Origin of the sequence: Thermogemmatispora aurantia (genome assembly GCF_008974285.1) — a bacterium.
Lineage (GTDB): Bacteria > Chloroflexota > Ktedonobacteria > Ktedonobacterales > Ktedonobacteraceae > Thermogemmatispora > Thermogemmatispora aurantia.
Genome location: NZ_BKZV01000004.1, coordinates 422,866 through 440,321 on the forward strand (window position 1 = coordinate 422,866; position 17,456 = coordinate 440,321).

Here is a 17,456-nt window from a genome sequence, read left to right on the forward strand (position 1 = left end):
ACTACTACAGGCTGATCGATATCACCCACGCCGCTGACTACATCACTGGTCTCCTGGAATCGCCTGCGCGACCACTACAGGGTCTCGCTGGTGGGCCATTCCGACCTCTCCGCAGTGCCGGGCCTGGCCTGAGCCTCTTTGTGTCTCTGCTCACTCACTCAGGTTGGGACTCTCCTGATCTCGGGCGGTCCTCTCTTAGAAGCTGGTGAGAGGTCTCTCATCTTCTTCCAATGCAATTCTCATTATGGCGTGGCATAGCTAAGGATGAGTCATAGAAAGAAAGCCAGGAGGCAGAGGCCAACCAGACAGCCAGGCCTCCCTGCAAGGAGTAGCTGAGAGGAGCGCCTGAGTGAGAAGCTTCTCATCTTTCTCCAATGAAGGTCCAAGAAACGCTTGGTAAGCTAGAGGTTGTCAAACCGATGCTTTACTTTCGCGAGGCGCTCTACACACGAGAGGTGAAACCATGCACGATGAGAGAAATGGCCAAAACACTGGGGCCAGAGGGAGCAGTGGCGGAGCCTATGGTGGGAGCATCTATAGCAGCGGAGCCTATGGGGCCTACGGCGGCTATGGGGCTTACAGCGGTCTCAACACCCCTCCCAACGTCGCCCCTCACATCGCCCCTGGCTATCCTGGGGGGACAGGAGCAGCAGGCGCTCCCTACTTGCCTTCCTATTATCCTCCCTACGGGGGTGGGCCGGCGGGACGAACAGGCTGGGAGACGGTGCCCATGCCTGCCCCAGCTAGTGCCTGGCAGCAGCCGCTCTACACCCAGAGCATGCCGGGAGCCGAGAAGCTCACGCCCCCGACGCGCAAGCCGGCGGCAGCAAGAGCCGCCGGAGCCGGGGCAGCTTCCTCGAAAAAGCGGGCCAGCATGCCCAAGGAGCAGGCCCAGCGCCTGGCGCAGCGGCTGAAGCGCTGGGCTGTGGCGCTTGCTGTGGCGGGTTTCGGCACTTTTAGCGCACTGGTAGCCTTCCACCAGGCCAGCGCCTCTCAGGCCAACGTCAATAACTCCTCATCCTCCGGCTCGCAATCACAGGTCAGCGCGCCGTCCAGCGGCAATAGCTCGTCGTCATCATCGACCAATGCCAATAGCAATGGTGCCAGCTCATCTTCATCTGGCTCGTCTGTACAGTCTCCCGGCTCGACGAGCAGCGGCTCAAGCCAGGATAGCAATGGCTTCTTCAATCAACAAGGAGGGGATAACTTTGGCAGCCAGCCGACTTTCGGGCAGGGCCACAGTGGCAGCGGCGTCTCCTGAGCCTCAGTATGTGACACCGCGGGGGATGGTGCGCGGCAGCTTCCAGGCGATGGGGACCACCGTTAGCTACCTGCTGCCTGTTGAGGGGAGTGAGCAAGGAGCTGAGCTGATTGCCGACCTCTTTGCCCGCTGGGAAGCGATTCTGAGCCGCTTTCGCCCTCAGAGCGAACTGACGCGTCTTAACCGCAGCGCTGGCCAATGGGTTGAGGTGAGTGAACTCCTCTACGTGGTGCTCACGCGGGCTTTAGAGGCCGCGGCAGCCAGCGATGGCCTCTACGATCCAACGCTTCTGCCGCAGCTCCGGCAACTGGGCTACGATCGCAGTTTTGAACTCCTGGAGCGGGCGGGAGAGGCAGCGCATGCCGGGCAGGAAGGGGATGGGAGTGTCCAGCAGGGTGAGCCTTTGGAGAGCCTGCCTGGCGGGGCCTGGCGTCGTATTGAGGTTGATCCGGTGAAGCGGCGGGTGCGCCTGCCAGCTGGGGCACAGCTGGACTTCGGCGGCATTGCGAAAGGGATGGCTGTCGATACAGCTCTGGGGGCCTTGCGCCGCCGGGGTCTGGTGCCGGCTCTGGTCAACGCTGGCGGCGACCTGGCCGTGGCCGGTCTGCCGCCCGATAGCGAACACTGGGCCATTGCCATCCCGGGACGACGTGGTGGCTGGACCATTCCCCTGCGCCGTGGTGCCCTGGCCACTTCCGGGATTGCTCGCCGTCGCTGGTGGCGAGACGGTAGCCTGCGTCATCATCTGCTCGATCCACGCACGGGGCTGCCCGCCACTAACGGCCTCTGGTCGGTCACTGTCGTCGCCGACCGTTGTGAGCAGGCCGAGGTGGCCGCCAAAGTGGCTTTCATTCTCGGCCCTGAAGCAGGCCCGACCTTTCTGCGCCGTCACAGTCTCGCCGGCCTGTTTATCCACGAAGATGGAAGCTGGCAGAGCGTCGCTCCCTGGCCGACTCATCTTATGGCCGCCTGGCAAGAAGAAGCCGGGCAGCTAGCAGCGGAACAAAGGAAGCCATAGCTGGGAGGGTGGTACTGTCTACATGCGCCATCGAGGCGAGCGAGATAGCGCTGCCACTCATCCGCTGATGAATGAAAAAGGAAAAGCACTTCCTCTTTTCTATTCTAAAGAAAGAGAATGTCTATGTCGACGATCTGGCAAAACGTAACCTGGAATGTGGCGCGGGCGGGTGGTCTGACAGCTTACCTCCTGCTGACGCTGGCGGTCTGTGCCGGGCTGGCGCTTTCGGCGCAGTTGCAGTCGCCGGCGCGCTGGCCACGGCTGGTCAACAATGAGCTGCACAATTTTCTAACCCTGCTGGCAACCATCTTTGTCGGCCTTCATGTCCTGGCCGTCTGGGTTGACCCCTTTACACATTTCGGCTGGAACGAGGTCCTGATTCCTCTGGCCAGCCACTATCGGCCCATCTGGGTGGCACTGGGTATCTGTGCCCTCTACCTGGGGATCGCCATCGGCATCAGCACCTTGCTGCGTCCCCATATCGGCTATCGCTGGTGGCGTCGCTTGCACCTGCTCACCTTACTGCTCTTCGCTCTGGCTACCCTGCACGGGCTGGGAAGCGGCAGCGACAGCCAGAGCTGGTGGGCGCTGGCTCTCTATGGTGGCAGCCTGTGGGCGGTGGGCTGGCTGCTCTGGCGGCGGGTGCAGGTCGCGCGCCGCGCCAGGCAAGAGCGGGCCCAGCTACAGAAGCGGCTGCAGGTCCGGCAGGCCCAGAGGCAGCCAGCTCAGACGATGGCGCCCCCCCAGCTCCAGAGGCCAGGAGCGTGGGAGACTGGCACGGCGATGGCGGTCAGGCCACCAGCCCAGGGCGGCACCGCTACCCCTCGGGCCGAGCCCTGGCGGGCGTCCCAGCCGTCGCAGCCGTTGGGTCGCTACTAAAGTCGGGGAGATGCCAGGCCAGTGTTTGCTCCGCGGTGACCTGGGCAGGACCAGGGCCAGGGCTGGGTCGCCTGCCCTCTCTTCCTGGCCTGATCCACTTTCCTATTCCTTACTTAACTTATATCGGTGACGAGTGAACGGCGAAAAGCGACGTTGACAGAACGGTTGTCCCTTGTTACACTCGCTGATAGAGGGCCAGGCTCTAGCCTGGCCTGGCGGGGCAACGAGCATAGCGCGTCAATGGAAAAGAAGAGCCAGGGCCAGTGATGCAGCCCGATCCAGTGCGAGCGACCAGGAACGAGAGTGGCCTACGCCTGCTAGCCAGCCTCATGCTGATTGTCATCCCTATCAGCGGCGGCCTGGTTGTGCTTTCAGCCTACCTCAGCCCGCTTGTTCCCAGGCTGGCCCTCGATAGCGCCCAGCAAGTCACCTTTTTCCTCCTTCTCGCGCTCTGTATTCAGCTCGTTGGAACCAGTGCCCCGCTCGGCTCCTATCTCGTAGCCCTGCTCATCACAGTGGCTTTCTATCTGGCGGCCCTGCAGACCGCCCTTGTCACCCAGAGCTGGCCCCTGTTTGTCTGTCCCCTGGCCTTTGTGCTGCTTAGCCGCTGGGCGTCGGCGCCAACGCCTCAAGCTGCCGGGGCGGACAGCTTCAGAGCCTTATGCCTGGTGACTGTTCTCGTCATGATTATGCTGGCCGATCTGCTGGCGCGCTGGTGGCAGCCCCCACTGGTGAGCCTCCTTCTCGGCCTCCCGGCTATCCTGCTAGTCTGGCGTCTCCCGCGCCTGGAAGATGACAGGCGCTTGATCATCACGCGCGTCATCCTGCAAACCACGATTCTCCTGGTGGCTCTCTCGCTTCTGGTGGGCCTTGGGCAGCTGATCAGCTGGCCACGTGGCCTGGTGGCTCTCTTTTGCTGCTATCTGAGCACTGCCTGGGGTGCTCCGACTCTCAGCGCCCGTGATCGTCTCGGTCTCTGGCTCACCCTGGTCCTGCTCCTCCTCTGCTGCTCCTACTACCTTGCCAGCAGCAGAGTGCCCGACTCGCTCAGCTGGATCTTAACCCTCAGCAGCCTCACTTGCCTCCTGATGGCCATTCTTACCCTCTGGCTACTGCCACGACTGCACAGGCTGGCGCGACCATAATCCTCTCTGGTCGTGCTGCTCGCGCGCGAACGTTAACGGGAACTTTCGACCTCCGACCAGCGTCCTGCTTGCGGGGACTCGCTGACGGCGAGCGATCATGCACCGACAGAAAGGAGAGAGAAGGCGCATGCGTCCAAGCAGAGGAAGCACTCTCGGGCTGCGCCGCCATACCCGCCTCCTGCTGCTGATCGGCCTGCTTGTTCTCCTCAGCGCTTGCGCTGGGAGTAGTAGTACAGCAGGCAGCGGGCAAGGCTCAGGGCAGCTGGTCATCTCATGGGCCGAATTCTACCGGGACCTGGGCAGTCTGAAGCGGGCCTCTGCCCTGGCGGTCGAAGGAACCATTGTCGCCATTGACTCCCAGACCGTCGAAGATGACATTCCCTTCACCGACTTCCGTTTGCGTGTCAGCCGCCTCCTCTACAATCCACGGCACCTGCTGCAAGGAGATGGTCAAGGGAGCGAACTGATCATCCATCAGACCGGCGGCCTCCTCAACGGAGAGCAGGTTTCCGTCCAGGATGATCCGCTTTTCCAGATCGGTGAAGGGACCATCCTCTTTCTGCGCCCGTTTCGTCCCGGGCACTACCTGGTCGTCGGCGGCCCCAGTGGTCGCTTTCGCCTCCACAACGGGCTGGTCACCCCCATCACCGACGAAGGCATCAGGCTCAACTGGCCTCTGACCGAAGAAGAGTTCAAAGCTGCCCTTGACCGGGCCTGAAGCGGGCAAGCCGGGCGCGGCCTAGTCCGATGCTGACGGAGAAGCCTTGGGGGCGGCAGCGTCTGACACTGAAGCCGGAGCTGGTCTGGCCACGCCCAGCCTGCCCGCCACCAGCGGCACCGTTGTACCCTGCAACAGCACCGAGGCCAGGACCACGAAAAAGACCAGATCGAAGAGCAGTTCTGCACGCGGCAACCCGGCCAGCAAAGGAAAGGTTGCCAACACAATTGGCACAGCCCCGCGCAGTCCGACCCAGGCCACAAAGAGCTTCTCCCGCAGTGGCATCCGTCTCAGAGGCAGTAGAGCTAGCAGAACTGCCAGCGGACGAGCCACAAGGACGCTCACCAGCGTAATCAGCACACCGGCGAGAGCCACCGCAGGCAGACGCGACGGGAAGACCAGCAGACCCAGAATCAGGAACATGGCGATCTGCATCAGCCAGGCCAGGCTATCGTGGAAGCGCCCGATGCGCTCAATGCCCTCCACTCGACTATTGCCCAGCAGCAGCCCAACCAGATAAACCGCCAGGAAGCCGCTGCCGCCCAACAGTGCCGTGGCCGCGTAGGTAAAGAGTGCCAGCGCGATCGTCAGTACCTGATAGAGGCCCTCCACATCCAGGTGCAGCTGCCGAATCAGCCAGATTGCCAGGCCTCCAATCACCAGCCCCAGCACCAGACCGATCCCCATCTGCTGAACAAAGAGCAGGAGGACGCTCAGAAGTGGGGTCTCTGGCTCGCTCAGGAGACGGATCAGACCGAGTGTCAAAAAGACTGCCATCGGGTCATTTGTGCCCGATTCCAGCTCTAGCAGAGGGAGCAGCTGGCCACTCAGGTGCAGATTGCGCGCCGCCAGCACACTGAAAACCGCAGCCGCATCCGTGGCTGAGATCAGTGCCCCCAGAAGGAGGCCCTCCAGGGGCGAAGCATGGAGCAGCCAGGCGGAGAACAGGGCGACCACAAGAGCACTCAGCAGCACGCCAAGCGTCGAGAGTAGGAGGGCCCCGCCGAGGGCGGGCCGCACCATCGACCAGCGCGTCTCCAGTCCCCCGGCGAACAGAATCAACACTAACGCTACGATACCCACCGCCTGGGCCAGTTGGGCATTGTCGAAATAAATACCGCCCGGACCATCCGAGCCGGCGAGCATTCCCAGGCCCAGAAAGAGCAGCAGGGCCGGAATCCCCAGCTTACCGGCGATCTTCCAGGCCAGCACGCTCAATAGTAATAGCAAGGATGCGACCAGCAGCGCGCTCTCAAAATGCATTGGCTCCTCCCGTTGCCACACTCGCTGTCTTGCCCAGCCGCAGGCGCTGACCAGACAGCTTCTTTGCCTGCTTCTCTTCTCTCTTTTACGATAGCAGCAGGAACAACCATGATGCAGAGCAAAAAGTGGAGCGAGTCAGTGAGCGCGCGCTCTCCCTTACTGAGGACGCTGGCCGTAAATTACATAGAAATTACAGTAGCTACGGTACTGTTCGCACTCATGCAGCCAGGCGGTGGCGAGCTGCTGGTACTCCTCGATGCTGACTCCGGTAGTAGCCGCCACCAGAGGGGCAATCGTCTGGTTGCCGGCGGCGAAGTCCGTGCGCGCCATGTTGCCCAGACGCCCTCCCCAGTCACCGATAGGAATGGAGATGACCTGCGAAGTGACGTGCAGCAGGCCGGCCTCACGCAGCATTGGCTCCAGGCGCAGGGCCATCTTTAGATCGATGCCGCGGCTCTGGCAGGCGGCTACGATCAGCTGGAGCATGCGCGTTGTCGCCGGGCCGCTGCGCTGGAAGAGGGGATCGACCTCAACCAGCTCCAGCCAGCTGCCCGGGCGCGTCACGCGCACCAGGTCCTGGATCACTAGCGGCCAGCGATCTGCTGGTAGAGCGAAGACGAGCAGGCGCTGATGGACAAAATCGAAGCTGCCAGCGGCGAAGGGCAGGCCGTCCAGCAGGTTTCCCTGACGGAAGGTACAGTTCGGTGGAAACGAAGGTGAGGCGGGCGGCAGGTTGAGGTCGAAACCGATCAGATGAGCTTCGGGGAAGAGCTGCGCCATTTCAGCCAGCCAGCGCCCGGTGCCGCAGCCTACATCGAGAATGCGCTTCGGCTCTACGATGGGCGCCAGATAGTTGCTGCGCAAGGCGTAGCGTAGCATGTAATGCTGGAAATCCAAACGGTTGACCTCGCGGTCGTCCTTGGGCAGCATGTAAGGAGTGGGCACGTTATCCTCAGTCAGGCTGACTGATCGATTGGCGTAATCGTAGGTATTGGTGGTGGGTGGGCGGGATTGCGCAGATTTGCGGCGAAACCACCTTAGCATGTCCTACCTCTGCTTTCTCTCCATTGGTGATTAGGGTTTCTCAGACGAGCAGGTGATTGGGATGGCTATCTCACATGAGCCATTCGCGCATCACTCTCCTACGGGTAGAATTATAGGGACATATAGGCCAGCTGTCAAAAGAAGCTGACCAGGAAAGGGGCGCAAGACAGGAGGAGTCAGACGACTTGAAGGCTCTTGGGTCGCGTTGTCTTATGTTCTGTTGCCAGCGGAGGGAAGGATGGACCAGCTACACTCGCCGCCAGATGGCAGATCTGAGATATATGGCCATATGACCGGGCGCCGACTGCGGCGTGGAACCGTTGGCCTGGAGCTGTTTGCGCAAGGTTCGCCTGTGCTCGGTAGTGCACAAGGATCGTTGCAGTCAGCCTCTGCTCCTGACGATCTCTCGCCGTTTGTGCTCACCTTCTTCCTGACGGAGACGACCGTTGTGGTCTTTGCTCCCCTGCTGTTTGGAATCTCCTATAGTCTTTCTACCGGGCTGACTCTTTCCAGTAGATAGCTCTGCGCATCAGCTTGAGGCTGAAATCGTGCTCCGCTCCTGTCCTGGCTGGGAAGCCGGGCGACTGGTGAGCTGTTCGGGTCGCGGTCCCTCGGGAAAAGACCTGAGAGAAAAATACGGGAGAAGCCTCATGACAGCAGAGAAGGCGCTCTTGTATAGTCAAGACAGTGGCAGCCGGGGCCATTGGGCCGAACCCACCCTGTACAGGGCGGGTCAGGCCATTCTGGCCTCTCGGAGCCGCCAGTAAGTCTGTTCATGAAGGGATGGTGAAGGAGATGAAACAGGAGGAAGAGAGAGTGAACGTGCTGGAACAGCAGCTGACTACAGTGGTGTTGCACATCCCGAGTCTGCGCTGTGGGGGCTGCCTCAAGCGCGTCACGGAGGCGCTCCGGGCCTTGCCTGGCCTGGAGATTCTTACCGCTGCTCTACCAACCAGGAGCGTGACCCTGCGCTACGCACGGCAGCAGCTGGAACTAGAGCGGATCGTTGAGGCTGTACGGGCCTGTGGCCATGTGCCGGGTGAGCTGAGGGAGGCTGGCCAGGTGGTGGGAGAGCAGAGCGCTAACGGCCTCGGTGACTAGCTGCTGGTGAGGAGGGAGAGGCGACAGTCTGCGCCGGCTGTCGCCTCGATCGCTTTCCTCATGGAGTGCTGCCCAGCCTGGCCTGGCTTAGCGCAGTGGAGACTGCCAGGCGAAGAGGCCGCGTGGCGCTAGCGGGCCATTGTAGGACCAGGCGGGTGGCGTCCATGCCGGCTCTGGCTCGGCGGCGCGCAGCAGTCGGGCTGTCGAAGGGGCGAAATCGACGCGCAGCAGCGGTGTGGTTCCTTCCTGCTGGTAGACCAGCGGCACGGCGTAGACAGCCCGTCGGGTTGGCTGGGAGGCTGCTCCTTCCACCTCAGCGGGGAGGGCCTTCAGATATTGCTCGACCTCCTCTAGCAGCTTGAGTACGGTGGCCGGGTTGGCGGAGGTCTCGCACAAAATCACCTCCTGCCAGGAGGTCGGGTCGGCCTCTCGTTGGGGCAGCGCCAGACAGAGCAGGAGCAGCTCATGGCCGTGGAAGGAGATTTTCTCAAAGTGGCCCTCGACCAGCTGGTAGAGACTCAGGCGCCAGCCTGGCCAACGGCTGGCTCCGGGGCACTCGCAGGGGTTGCAGTCGCAAGGATTGCAGGAACAGCTACAAGCGCGGGCGCCGGCCAGGTTGCCCTTGAGCAGATACGACGCAGATAGGCGGGTTTGCACGGTCTGCATATGACTCTCGAACTCCTCTCCAGAGAAAGGCAAAGGCAAGAAAAGCGCTACAGCGGTCGCTGAGTACTTCTCTGTTCAGGAAGAGATAACATCGGCGTATAAAACGAGCTGGCGGGAGATCCGGCCTCGTTGCCGTCATCGGTGGCTGGCAGCCGAGACCGGGTGCGCATGCTTTCGCTGGCCGATGCGGGCTCGCTATGCGTGTGGTCGCTCACTTACCTCTCTCACCTCCTTAAGCATCACTAAAGCAACCAGGCGATAATAAGTCTCTCTGTAGAGAGTATACGCTATAGGTGCGTAGAAAATCCACCCGTATCTTTCCTGAGATACTGCCGGGGATCGCCCTAAGGAGAGAAGCGGAAGGGGGTCTGAGTGTTAAGTCGTCCCGGCCCACATTGTCTTCTTTCCTCTTCTATCCCTCTCAATTAACAGGAAAGTCGATCACACTTGACAGGCAGAGCTATTCCTGTTATACTCTCGGCCAGCAGGAGCCTTTCAAGGGAGAGCGATCGTAACAGGAGACATGGACGCAGCGCTGCACCTGTAGTAGCTTTCTCCATGCGAACTGCGTTGAGGCTGTCGGTGCCAGGCTGGACGACGTTGTTTGCAAAGGTCTTTTATTTTCCCTGCACTTGAATAGGAATCATTCCTGAAGCCTGACCCCTCGCCCCGGTCACTCCCCCCTCTCGGATGCTGCTTCTTTCCGCGTCTCCTGCTGTGGAGAGAAGCCAACAGGAAGGAGTAATTACGGACGGCTTGCCCCTTTAAAGGAGAGAGGTCCTGGTTGCCAGCCCGGCCTAGATGCAGGCAGATCCTTTTCCACGCGCTGCTTTTCTCCCCTCCTTCCCGGGGCGTCGGCTTGTTTCGGCCTGTCCATGTGCTTGAGTCTGGAGCAAGGGATCAGGGGGAGACCGCCAATCCAGAGGAAGCGCCTGCCCGCATAGCAGGTGCAACAGAACGGTTACGGCGGTCTCAACCGGCTGCTGTAGCCTAGCAGCAGCAACACCCCCACCGACGCCTGGGTCACCTACACCTACGACAGCACCGCCAATGGGAACATGGGCGTGGGCCGCGTGCCTGGCGAGCACTTCAGCGGTCCGGCCAACCTCAGCGGCTCCTACAGCGATGCTCCTGGGGAACAGACGCTATAGCTTCGCGCGTAGCGTTGACGCGGGGCTGCGGGTGACCAGCCTGGTCTACAAGAACCGGAGCAGTGGGGCGGTGCTCTATCAGGAGCAGCCGCAATACGATGCGGCTAACAGCGTGGTAGCGGCTACCACAACCCTGCCGACGGGGGATACGGACGTACAGGCTTTCTGCTATGATGCCCGCAATCGGCTGACGTGGGCGGGGGCGAGTGGGATGCCGCCTTGTGGGAGCACGCTGAACGCGGGAACGCTGACAGCGGCGCAGTACCAGCAGGGCTATAGCTACGATTGCTCCTGTTGCAGCACTGCGAGCACCTCGGTCAGAGAGCGGAGTCGCAGGGACAGGCAAGGCTGGCAATGTGGCGGGGGCAGCTGGGTCAGATGATCGGGGTCATGGTGCTGGGGATGGCCACAGGGGAGCTGGTTGCGTTGTTGGTGGAGCTAGAGCGGCGCCCCCTGCTCCGCTGGTCGATTAGACGATGGGGCGTGAGGGGTGTGGAGAGAGCTGCTAGCTAAAGGGTCCTTGCCAGACAGTTGATGAGTGCCTGTGCTCGCAAGGGAAGGAATGTAAGAGATGCGTAAAACTATGGACATCGCTGTGAAGGATCAGCAGTTGCTAGAGCGCCTGGGGCTGGGCAGGCCGCTGGCTGCCTTTCGGACGAGGCGGTGGTTGCGCGTGAGCTGGTGGGGACTGCTAGGAGTGGGGATTGGAGTGGTCGTCCTGGTCCTGTGGCGGAAGGGGCCAGGGGACCTCGCCTTCCTGTCAGCGCTCCTGCTCGGGTTCGGGGTGGGTTCCGCCGGGGAGCTGCTGGGCTTGCGGCGGAGGCTGGTGGTCGGTGAGGAGGGATGGGTAGAGCTGCAGGAGCTGGTGCGGAGAACCTGGGTGGTTCGCTGGGAGCAGGTGCGGGAAATCAGGCGGGAGCCGTGGGGCTGGCGAGTGGTCAAGAAAGGGAGGGGAGAGCCGGAGTGGCTGCTGCCGAGGCTCTATGAGGGGAAGGAGGAGCTAGAGCAGCTGCTGGAGGAGCGAGCGGCAGCCGTGGGGAGAACGCTGAAGGGGTGGGAGAAGGCGAGGGCAGAGAGGAGATGGAGGCAGGTGGTGCAGGCGGTGGGATGTGGGGCGGTGGTGGTCTGGGGAGGACTGGTCGTTGGGCTGGTGGCAGTCAGCCCGGAGGTGCGCCATGAGCTGCTCAGAGGGGTGCAGGAGGAGGGTCTGCGGGGGCTGGCGGGGAACCTGGTGGAATTGGGGGGGGCAGCGCTGTGGCTGATGCTGCCCATAGCGGCATTGGTATACACCATAGGCCTGCTGGTCTGGAGGGTAAGCCAGGGGCTGAGGGAGCTTGCTGAAGAAGAGGCAGCAGAGCAAGAGCAGAGAGGGGAATGAGAGCGGGGATCGATCGAGTGAGGGGGAGGGACGAAGGATCTGAGGAAGGGCAGTTCCTGACGGCGGACACGGTGCAGGGGAACGAGCAGGGGCAGGACCCGTCTGCGTCCGTGGAAGGCACATGCGGAGACGCGGACCGAGGCGACGGGACATGATGAGACGACGCTGGGAGGCATAGGAAGAGAGAGCTGGCAGAGCTGGCAATCCAGTAGATGAGCTATTTCGAGAAGAGTTGGAGGTGCCTCCTGCCCAGTTGCGCAAAGATTAGCAGAAGGGAGGGAGGCGTGAGATGGACGATGGTCTCCAGCAGAGGGCAGAAGGCAACAGATCGCTGGCGAGTTTTCTCGCTGGTAGTATTGACTATCGTAAATATATCTGCTATAGAGTAAATGACAGCAGGAATAGAATGTTGCAAATGGAAGCTGCTAATGAGGAATGTGTAGCTCCTGATGAGTCTGGTGGGCCTGCAGCGGAGGCTGCCGACTGCCTCATTGGGGGCGACCTTCTGTGCTACGGCCTGGCTGCAGACTCAGTATCAGCCCTGGTGAGCACTCGCTGGCGGGTAGAGAAACTGGCTCTCTGCAGGGGAAAAGCGCTACCCTAACGCTCTCCTCTCCTACGAGGGGGCCAGTCATGCGGCTCAGCCTGGCTTGACTGAGGTTGCTTGCTTCCCGACAGTTTGCTGCAAGCCCAGTCAGTCCGATGGCCGGCTGTCCATCTATCATAAGGAGCACGCTCATGGCCTGACAAAGCAATCCTAGCAAGAGGTCGGATGCGCTCTTTCCCCGGCTTTTAGGCTCGCCTCGCCGATTGAAGGGGGGAAGGAAGTGTCTCGTCAGCTGCTCAATGGAACAAAGTGGGAAGTCTGCAGGTGCTCAGCCTGGTCTTCCTCATAGGAACGATCTCCGCCTGTCAGCCATCGTCTCTCCTGCCGAGCGCTGTACCTCTGAGTACTGTTCCCTGTGGGGTGACAGGAGACCGGGTACTATCAGAGGGCAAGCACTGCTCTACGTAGGTGATCACGATCACCTCTACGCGATTGATGGGCAGCGGGGAAGAGTGCTGTGGTGCCGGCGGCTGGTGCACACGGATAGCGCGGAAGGGAGTGGAACCTCTGAGTTTGCGGCGCTGAGGCGCGGTGGTCGCAGCCTCTATAGCGGAACAGAGGAGGGGAGACTGGTGGCCCTCGATGCAGACAGCGGACAGGTAGAGGAGAAAAACGGCGCAGCGAACTGCACTCTATAAGAGAGGCCCAGGTCCTCATCAGCAAACTGTTGACTCTTTCGTCGTCAGCGTCTGCAGAGGATAGTGCTGAGAAAGGAGGAGCATTGAGATCATGAAAGGGCAGTCGCCCGAGTTTGCGCGCGCCTCCTGGAAGCTGCTCTTAGGAAGTGTCTGGCTGCTGGTAGGTCTGCTGGGTTGCCAGCAGACACCGATCGTGCGGATGGAGACGGTGTCCTGTCCTGCAGCTCAGTCGCAGGTGCAGTTCAGCAGGCTGGCCGAGCATCCAGGTGGGAACGAGCCAGCAGTGACCACTCTCTATGTAGGGCTGAGTACATGGCTCTATGCGCTGGATACCGGCAGTGGGCGCCCGCGCTGGTGCCGACTGCTGCGCTCGAAAGACACTTCTTACAGCCATCTGTTAGGGTTTATGACAATAACTCGTGCCGGGCAGAATCTGTACGCCAATACCGCGGATGGCTATCTGCTGGTCCTGAACGCTCAGGATGGAACGGTTCGCTGGGGTGCGGAGGATTCAGAGTCTCTTGATGACGGCTGGGGAGTGCCAGCGGTGGACAAAGCAGCCGGGCTGGTCTATCGGAGGGATGTGAAGGCGGTAGAGGCACTGGCAGCGAACGATGGGCAGAGCCGCTGGAGCTATCAGCTCCCTCAGAAGGAGGCCGGTCGGACAACGACGGGGGTCGTACTGATGCCTCTGGTGGGAGAGGGGGCGGTCTATGTCGTAGGGGATGATTTACTGACAGTGCCCGAGAGGTCTGCTCTGGTGGTGGCCCTGGACGCACGCACGGGGCAGCCGCGCTGGCAAAGGAGCTTTCCAGAAGGGCGCTATCAACGACCGATAGCTATGGTGCTGGGAGATGAGGTGCTTTGCCTGGATCTGGCACAGGGGGTTATCGCGGTAGACGCTAACGACGGGCGACAGCTGTGGCAAGCGAACGGATCACGCTGGCGTGCTTCCACATATCGGCTGCTTGCCGCCGGGCAGGGCTGGCTCTATGTAGCAAAGGAGGTGGAGCAAGACCAAAAGCTGCAGGTGAGCGCGCTGCGGCTGGCGGATGGAGAGGAGGGCTGGTCGATTGAACTGCCGGGCGTCTTCGGGTTCGATGTGGTGCCGGTGCAAGGGGTGGTAGACGGAAAGGTGCTCTATCTGCTGGACGGGCAAGGACAGTTGACGGCACTGGATGGGCAAAGCGGACGAGTGCTCTGGCAGAAACTGCCAGCCACCAGTGAAGAGCCAGGACCGAGCCGTCTGATAGTGGGAAAGAGCGAGATCTATCTGTTTACAACAGCATCGGGTGGAGTAGAACGATTTGTCCTGCATGCCCTGGCAAAGGAGAACGGGCAGGAGGAATGGAAGATAGTGCTACCGTTGCCCCTGAACGTGGGAGAAGACTGGGTGCCGGCGCTGACCGACTGAACAAGGCAAGGAGTCATCCAGGGGAAAGCAGAGCGCTGCCCACGACCTCCTCTCCCCTATAGATGAGCGCCAGCGACGGGAAAGGCCCACAGGCAAGTTCAGCTCCCTCCAGCTCTCTGGCTTAGCTGGATAGCTTTCAAATGACTGGGGAAGCCTGACGGACGGTCAGCAGATGCAGACACAGGCTCGGCTGACGCTAGTGACACACCGAGGACAGATCACGCCCAGACGTGGCAGCTTTTGATTATTGCATTGATTGACTTAAATCTCAAGATCTCTTCTCTTGAGAAGAAAGGAAAAGGACGAATGAAGAATATGAAGAGTGCTGAGACGGAGGGACAGGAGGAAGAGCCGCCGAGCTGGCAGCGCTATCTGGAGCAGGGAGAACGTTGGATGAGGAAGGGCCACTACAAGGAAGCTCTGGAGGCGGCAGAGCAGGCTCTGAAGCTGAGCAACCAGAGTGAGGAAGCGGCCTGGGATCTCTGGTTGTTGAAAGGAAGAGCACTGAACGCGCTGGAGCGCTATGAAGAGGCGCTGACAATCTTTGAGAGATTGAGCCGGATGCTACCGGAGAGGATGGAGCGTCAGGCCAAATGCTCCTATTACCTTGGAGTGACTCTCAGCGGGCTGGACAACAGTGACAAGGCTGTAGCCGCCTATGATCAGGCCCTAACTCTTTATGAAGAGCTATTGCAGAGGAATCCCCGCGAGGCGGAGAGCTGGTTGAGGAAAGGGTTCGTCCTGGAGGCACTCGAGCGAAGAGCTGAAGCGCTGGCAGCCTATGAGGTGGCCCTGCGGCTTGATCCCATGAATGTTGCTGCCTGGGCGTCAAAGGGCGACTGCTTGCTGCAACTGGAGCAATATAGCGAGGCGCTGGAGGCCTGCGATCAAGGCTTGCGCATCGATAAGGAAGATCTCTGGTTGTGGAAGAACCGCGGAGAGGCGCTGCTAGCTTTGAAGCGCTATGAGGAGGCGCTGGCGGCTTATGACCAGGCCCTGGATCTCTGTCCAACAGATCTCTTCTCCTGGGAAGGCAGAGGGAGGGCGCTGCATGCTTTGGAGCGCTATGAAGAGGCGCTGGCGGTCTTTGAGCACGCCCTTCAGCTGAAGTCAGGGCCATCGCTCTTCTGGAGAAAGGCCATAGCGCTGTTGGCTCTGCGGAGAGCTGAGGAAGCCCTGCAGGCGGCTGATCAAGGATTGCTCCTTGATGGTGCTGATTCCGACCTGCACCGGGCGCGCGGCTGGGCCTTGCAAGAGCTGGAACGCTACGAGGAAGCCCTGGCCGCCTATGAGGAAGCCCTGCGCCTTGACCCCGCGCAGGCCTGGGTCTGGAGTGACAAGAGCGAGGTATACGAGGAGCGAGAGCGTTATGAGGAGGCCCTGACTGCCTGCGAGCAAGCTCTCCAGTTGCAGCCAGACACCGCTTACTTCTGGCATCTGAAGGCCCGTATCTTGCTGAAGCTCGAGCGTGCCGAGGAGGCTCTCCAGGCGGTAGAGCAGGGGCTAGTACTTGACCAAGAGGATATCAATGTGCTATTGTGGCATAATCGCGCGCAAGCTCTGGCAACATTAGAACGCTACGAAGAGGCGCTGGAGGCCTTTGAGGAGGCGCTGCGGCTGGACCCTGAAGATGCCTGGGCCTGGGCAAGGAAGGGCGATGTATTGGAGCACCTGGAGCGCGATGAGGAGGCGCTGGAGGCCTTTGAGGAGGCGCTGCGGCTGGACCCTGAAGATGCCTGGGCCTGGGCAAGGAAGGGCGATGTATTGGAGCACCTGGAGCGCAATGAGGAAGCGCTGGAGGCCTTTGAGGAGGCGCTGCGGCTGGACCCTGACTATGGCTGGGCCTGGGCAGGGAAGGGCGATGTATTGGAGCACCTGGAGCGCGATGAGGAGGCCCTGGCCGCCTATGAGCGGGCCTGCGAGCTTGAGCCGGAAAGCGCTCCCTGGCTCGAAAAAGCTCAGGTGCTCCTGAAATTGCAGCGCGCCGAGGAGGCGCTGCAGGCGGTGGACCAGGGGCTGCAGCGCGATCGTGAGGATGCTAAGTTATGGTACGTACGGGTAGCGGCTTTATGGCGCCTGGCACGTGACGAAGAGGCCCTGGCTGCCTGCGAAGAGGCCCTGGCTGTGTGCGGCGAGGCCGGGCGCCTCGATAGTGAGAAAGAGGCCAGCTTTTCTTTCTTCAAGTGTGAGTTGTTGCTCACGCTGGGGCGTCCCGAGGAGGGCTTGCAGCTTGCTGCGCACGTCCGGCACCGCTGGCCGGACCTGGCTGGCTCCCACTACTATTACGGCCTGCCTCTGGAGCGGCTGCAACACTATCAGGAAGCCCTGGCGGCCTATGAGGAAGCCCTGCGTCTAAACCCGAGCTATGACCGTGTCTGGGTGCACAAGGGCTATGTCCTGCACCAACTGAAGCGCTATAGGGACGCGCTGGCAGCCTATGAGGAGGCCCTGCGACTCAGACCGGACTATGTGACCGCCCTCAACGGCAAAGGGACCGCTTTAGCGTCGCTGGGCCGCTATAGGGAGGCCCTGGCGGTCTTTGAGGAGGCCCTGCGACTTGACCCAGGCCATCGTTGGGCAGCTTCCAACAAGGCCGGTGTTCTGGCCAGCCTCTTGCGCTATCGCGAGGCGCTGGCCGCCTATGAGTACGCCCGCCAGCTCCAGCCCGAGAACACGAGGGTAGTCCTGCAGGAGAGCTGTGTGCTGGCAGAGCTGGGGCGCTATAGTGAGGCCCTGGGAACCCTGCTGCAGGCGCTGCGCCTCCACTGGCGGACTGCCTCCTCTCCCTCATCGCTGCTCCCACGGGAGACGGAGCAGCAGCCGATCCTCCGCCAGCGGGCCGAAAAGGAGCTGGCTGCTTGCGAGCAACGGCTGCGGCGCCGCCCTGACGATCGCCAGGCCCTCTATCAGCAGGCGCTCCTCTTGAGCGGTCTGGGCCGGGGAGAGGAAGCCCTCGCCGTTTATGAGCGCCTTGCTCTGCTGATGCCCGGCGACCCGGTACCTCGCTGTTGTCAGATTCTCCTGCTGGCCCTTCTAGGCTGCCTCGACAAAGCGAGCGAGCGCTATGAAGAGCTGCAGACCTTGCGGCAGCAGCCAGCCTCTTCGGACAAGCACCTGCGTGCGCTCTTCAGACCTATGTTCTCGCGTCTGTTAGCACTGATTCGCTAGCGCGC

At 61.3% G+C, this 17,456-nt stretch carries 14 protein-coding genes; 11 read left to right on the forward strand and 3 right to left on the reverse strand.

The features are described from left to right. The first annotated feature begins 463 nt into the window (after positions 1-463). The 5 genes from KTAU_RS21615 to KTAU_RS14235 all read left to right on the forward strand — a co-directional run bounded on the left by KTAU_RS21615 (position 464) and on the right by KTAU_RS14235 (position 5,021). Entirely contained in the window at positions 464-1,261 is a 798-nt protein-coding gene (locus KTAU_RS21615; RefSeq protein ID WP_170293299.1) for a hypothetical protein, read from the forward strand. After that, positions 1,209-2,279 carry an FAD:protein FMN transferase gene (locus KTAU_RS14220; protein ID WP_170293300.1) on the forward strand — a complete coding sequence of 357 codons (1,071 nt, stop codon included), beginning with the start codon at positions 1,209-1,211 and terminating at the stop codon, positions 2,277-2,279. The genes KTAU_RS21615 and KTAU_RS14220 overlap by 53 nt, the downstream gene beginning before the upstream one ends. A 123-nt stretch (positions 2,280-2,402) precedes the next feature. Beyond that, positions 2,403-3,158, forward strand: a complete 756-nt coding sequence (locus KTAU_RS14225; RefSeq protein ID WP_151729000.1) for a ferric reductase-like transmembrane domain-containing protein — start codon at positions 2,403-2,405, stop codon at positions 3,156-3,158. A 266-nt stretch (positions 3,159-3,424) separates the two neighbouring features. After that, positions 3,425-4,303, forward strand: coding sequence for a hypothetical protein (locus KTAU_RS14230; protein ID WP_151729001.1), 879 nt, complete (start codon positions 3,425-3,427; stop codon positions 4,301-4,303). Between the two features lie 127 nt (positions 4,304-4,430). Continuing rightward, positions 4,431-5,021: a hypothetical protein gene (locus tag KTAU_RS14235; protein WP_151729002.1), complete on the forward strand. Its 591-nt coding sequence runs from the start codon at positions 4,431-4,433 to the stop codon at positions 5,019-5,021. Between the two features lie 21 nt (positions 5,022-5,042). Here KTAU_RS14235 and KTAU_RS14240 read toward each other — a convergent pair whose 3' ends face one another. Next, positions 5,043-6,284, reverse strand: a complete 1,242-nt coding sequence (locus KTAU_RS14240) for a potassium/proton antiporter (RefSeq protein WP_151729003.1) — start codon at positions 6,282-6,284, stop codon at positions 5,043-5,045. A 156-nt stretch (positions 6,285-6,440) separates the two neighbouring features. Further along, complete coding sequence (locus KTAU_RS14245; protein WP_151729004.1) at positions 6,441-7,328, reverse strand: class I SAM-dependent methyltransferase; 888 nt, start codon at positions 7,326-7,328, stop codon at positions 6,441-6,443. Between the two features lie 289 nt (positions 7,329-7,617). On the opposite strand from KTAU_RS14245, the gene KTAU_RS14250 reads away from it, so the two are divergent. Further along, complete coding sequence (locus KTAU_RS14250; protein ID WP_228026471.1) at positions 7,618-7,848, forward strand: hypothetical protein; 231 nt, start codon at positions 7,618-7,620, stop codon at positions 7,846-7,848. A gap of 275 nt (positions 7,849-8,123) precedes the next feature. Further along, complete coding sequence (locus tag KTAU_RS14255) at positions 8,124-8,429, forward strand: heavy-metal-associated domain-containing protein (RefSeq protein WP_170293301.1); 306 nt, start codon at positions 8,124-8,126, stop codon at positions 8,427-8,429. Between the two features lie 87 nt (positions 8,430-8,516). On the opposite strand, the gene KTAU_RS14260 is transcribed toward KTAU_RS14255, so the two are convergent. After that, positions 8,517-9,095: a hypothetical protein gene (locus tag KTAU_RS14260; RefSeq protein ID WP_151729007.1), complete on the reverse strand. Its 579-nt coding sequence runs from the start codon at positions 9,093-9,095 to the stop codon at positions 8,517-8,519. Between the two features lie 1,125 nt (positions 9,096-10,220). Between KTAU_RS14260 and KTAU_RS14265 the strand changes: the two genes are divergently transcribed. The 4 genes from KTAU_RS14265 (at position 10,221) to KTAU_RS14285 (ending at position 17,451) form a co-directional block, all read left to right on the forward strand. After that, positions 10,221-10,628: a hypothetical protein gene (locus KTAU_RS14265; RefSeq protein ID WP_151729008.1), complete on the forward strand. Its 408-nt coding sequence runs from the start codon at positions 10,221-10,223 to the stop codon at positions 10,626-10,628. Between the two features lie 189 nt (positions 10,629-10,817). Further along, positions 10,818-11,624 (forward strand): hypothetical protein, encoded by an 807-nt coding sequence (locus tag KTAU_RS14270; protein WP_151729009.1) that lies wholly within the window; start codon positions 10,818-10,820, stop codon positions 11,622-11,624. Between the two features lie 1,336 nt (positions 11,625-12,960). Further along, a complete protein-coding gene (locus tag KTAU_RS14280) occupies positions 12,961-14,283 on the forward strand; it encodes a PQQ-binding-like beta-propeller repeat protein (protein ID WP_151729011.1) in 1,323 nt (440 codons plus the stop codon). Between the two features lie 306 nt (positions 14,284-14,589). Then, a complete protein-coding gene (locus KTAU_RS14285) occupies positions 14,590-17,451 on the forward strand; it encodes a tetratricopeptide repeat protein (protein WP_151729012.1) in 2,862 nt (953 codons plus the stop codon). Positions 17,452-17,456: the final 5 nt, after the last annotated feature.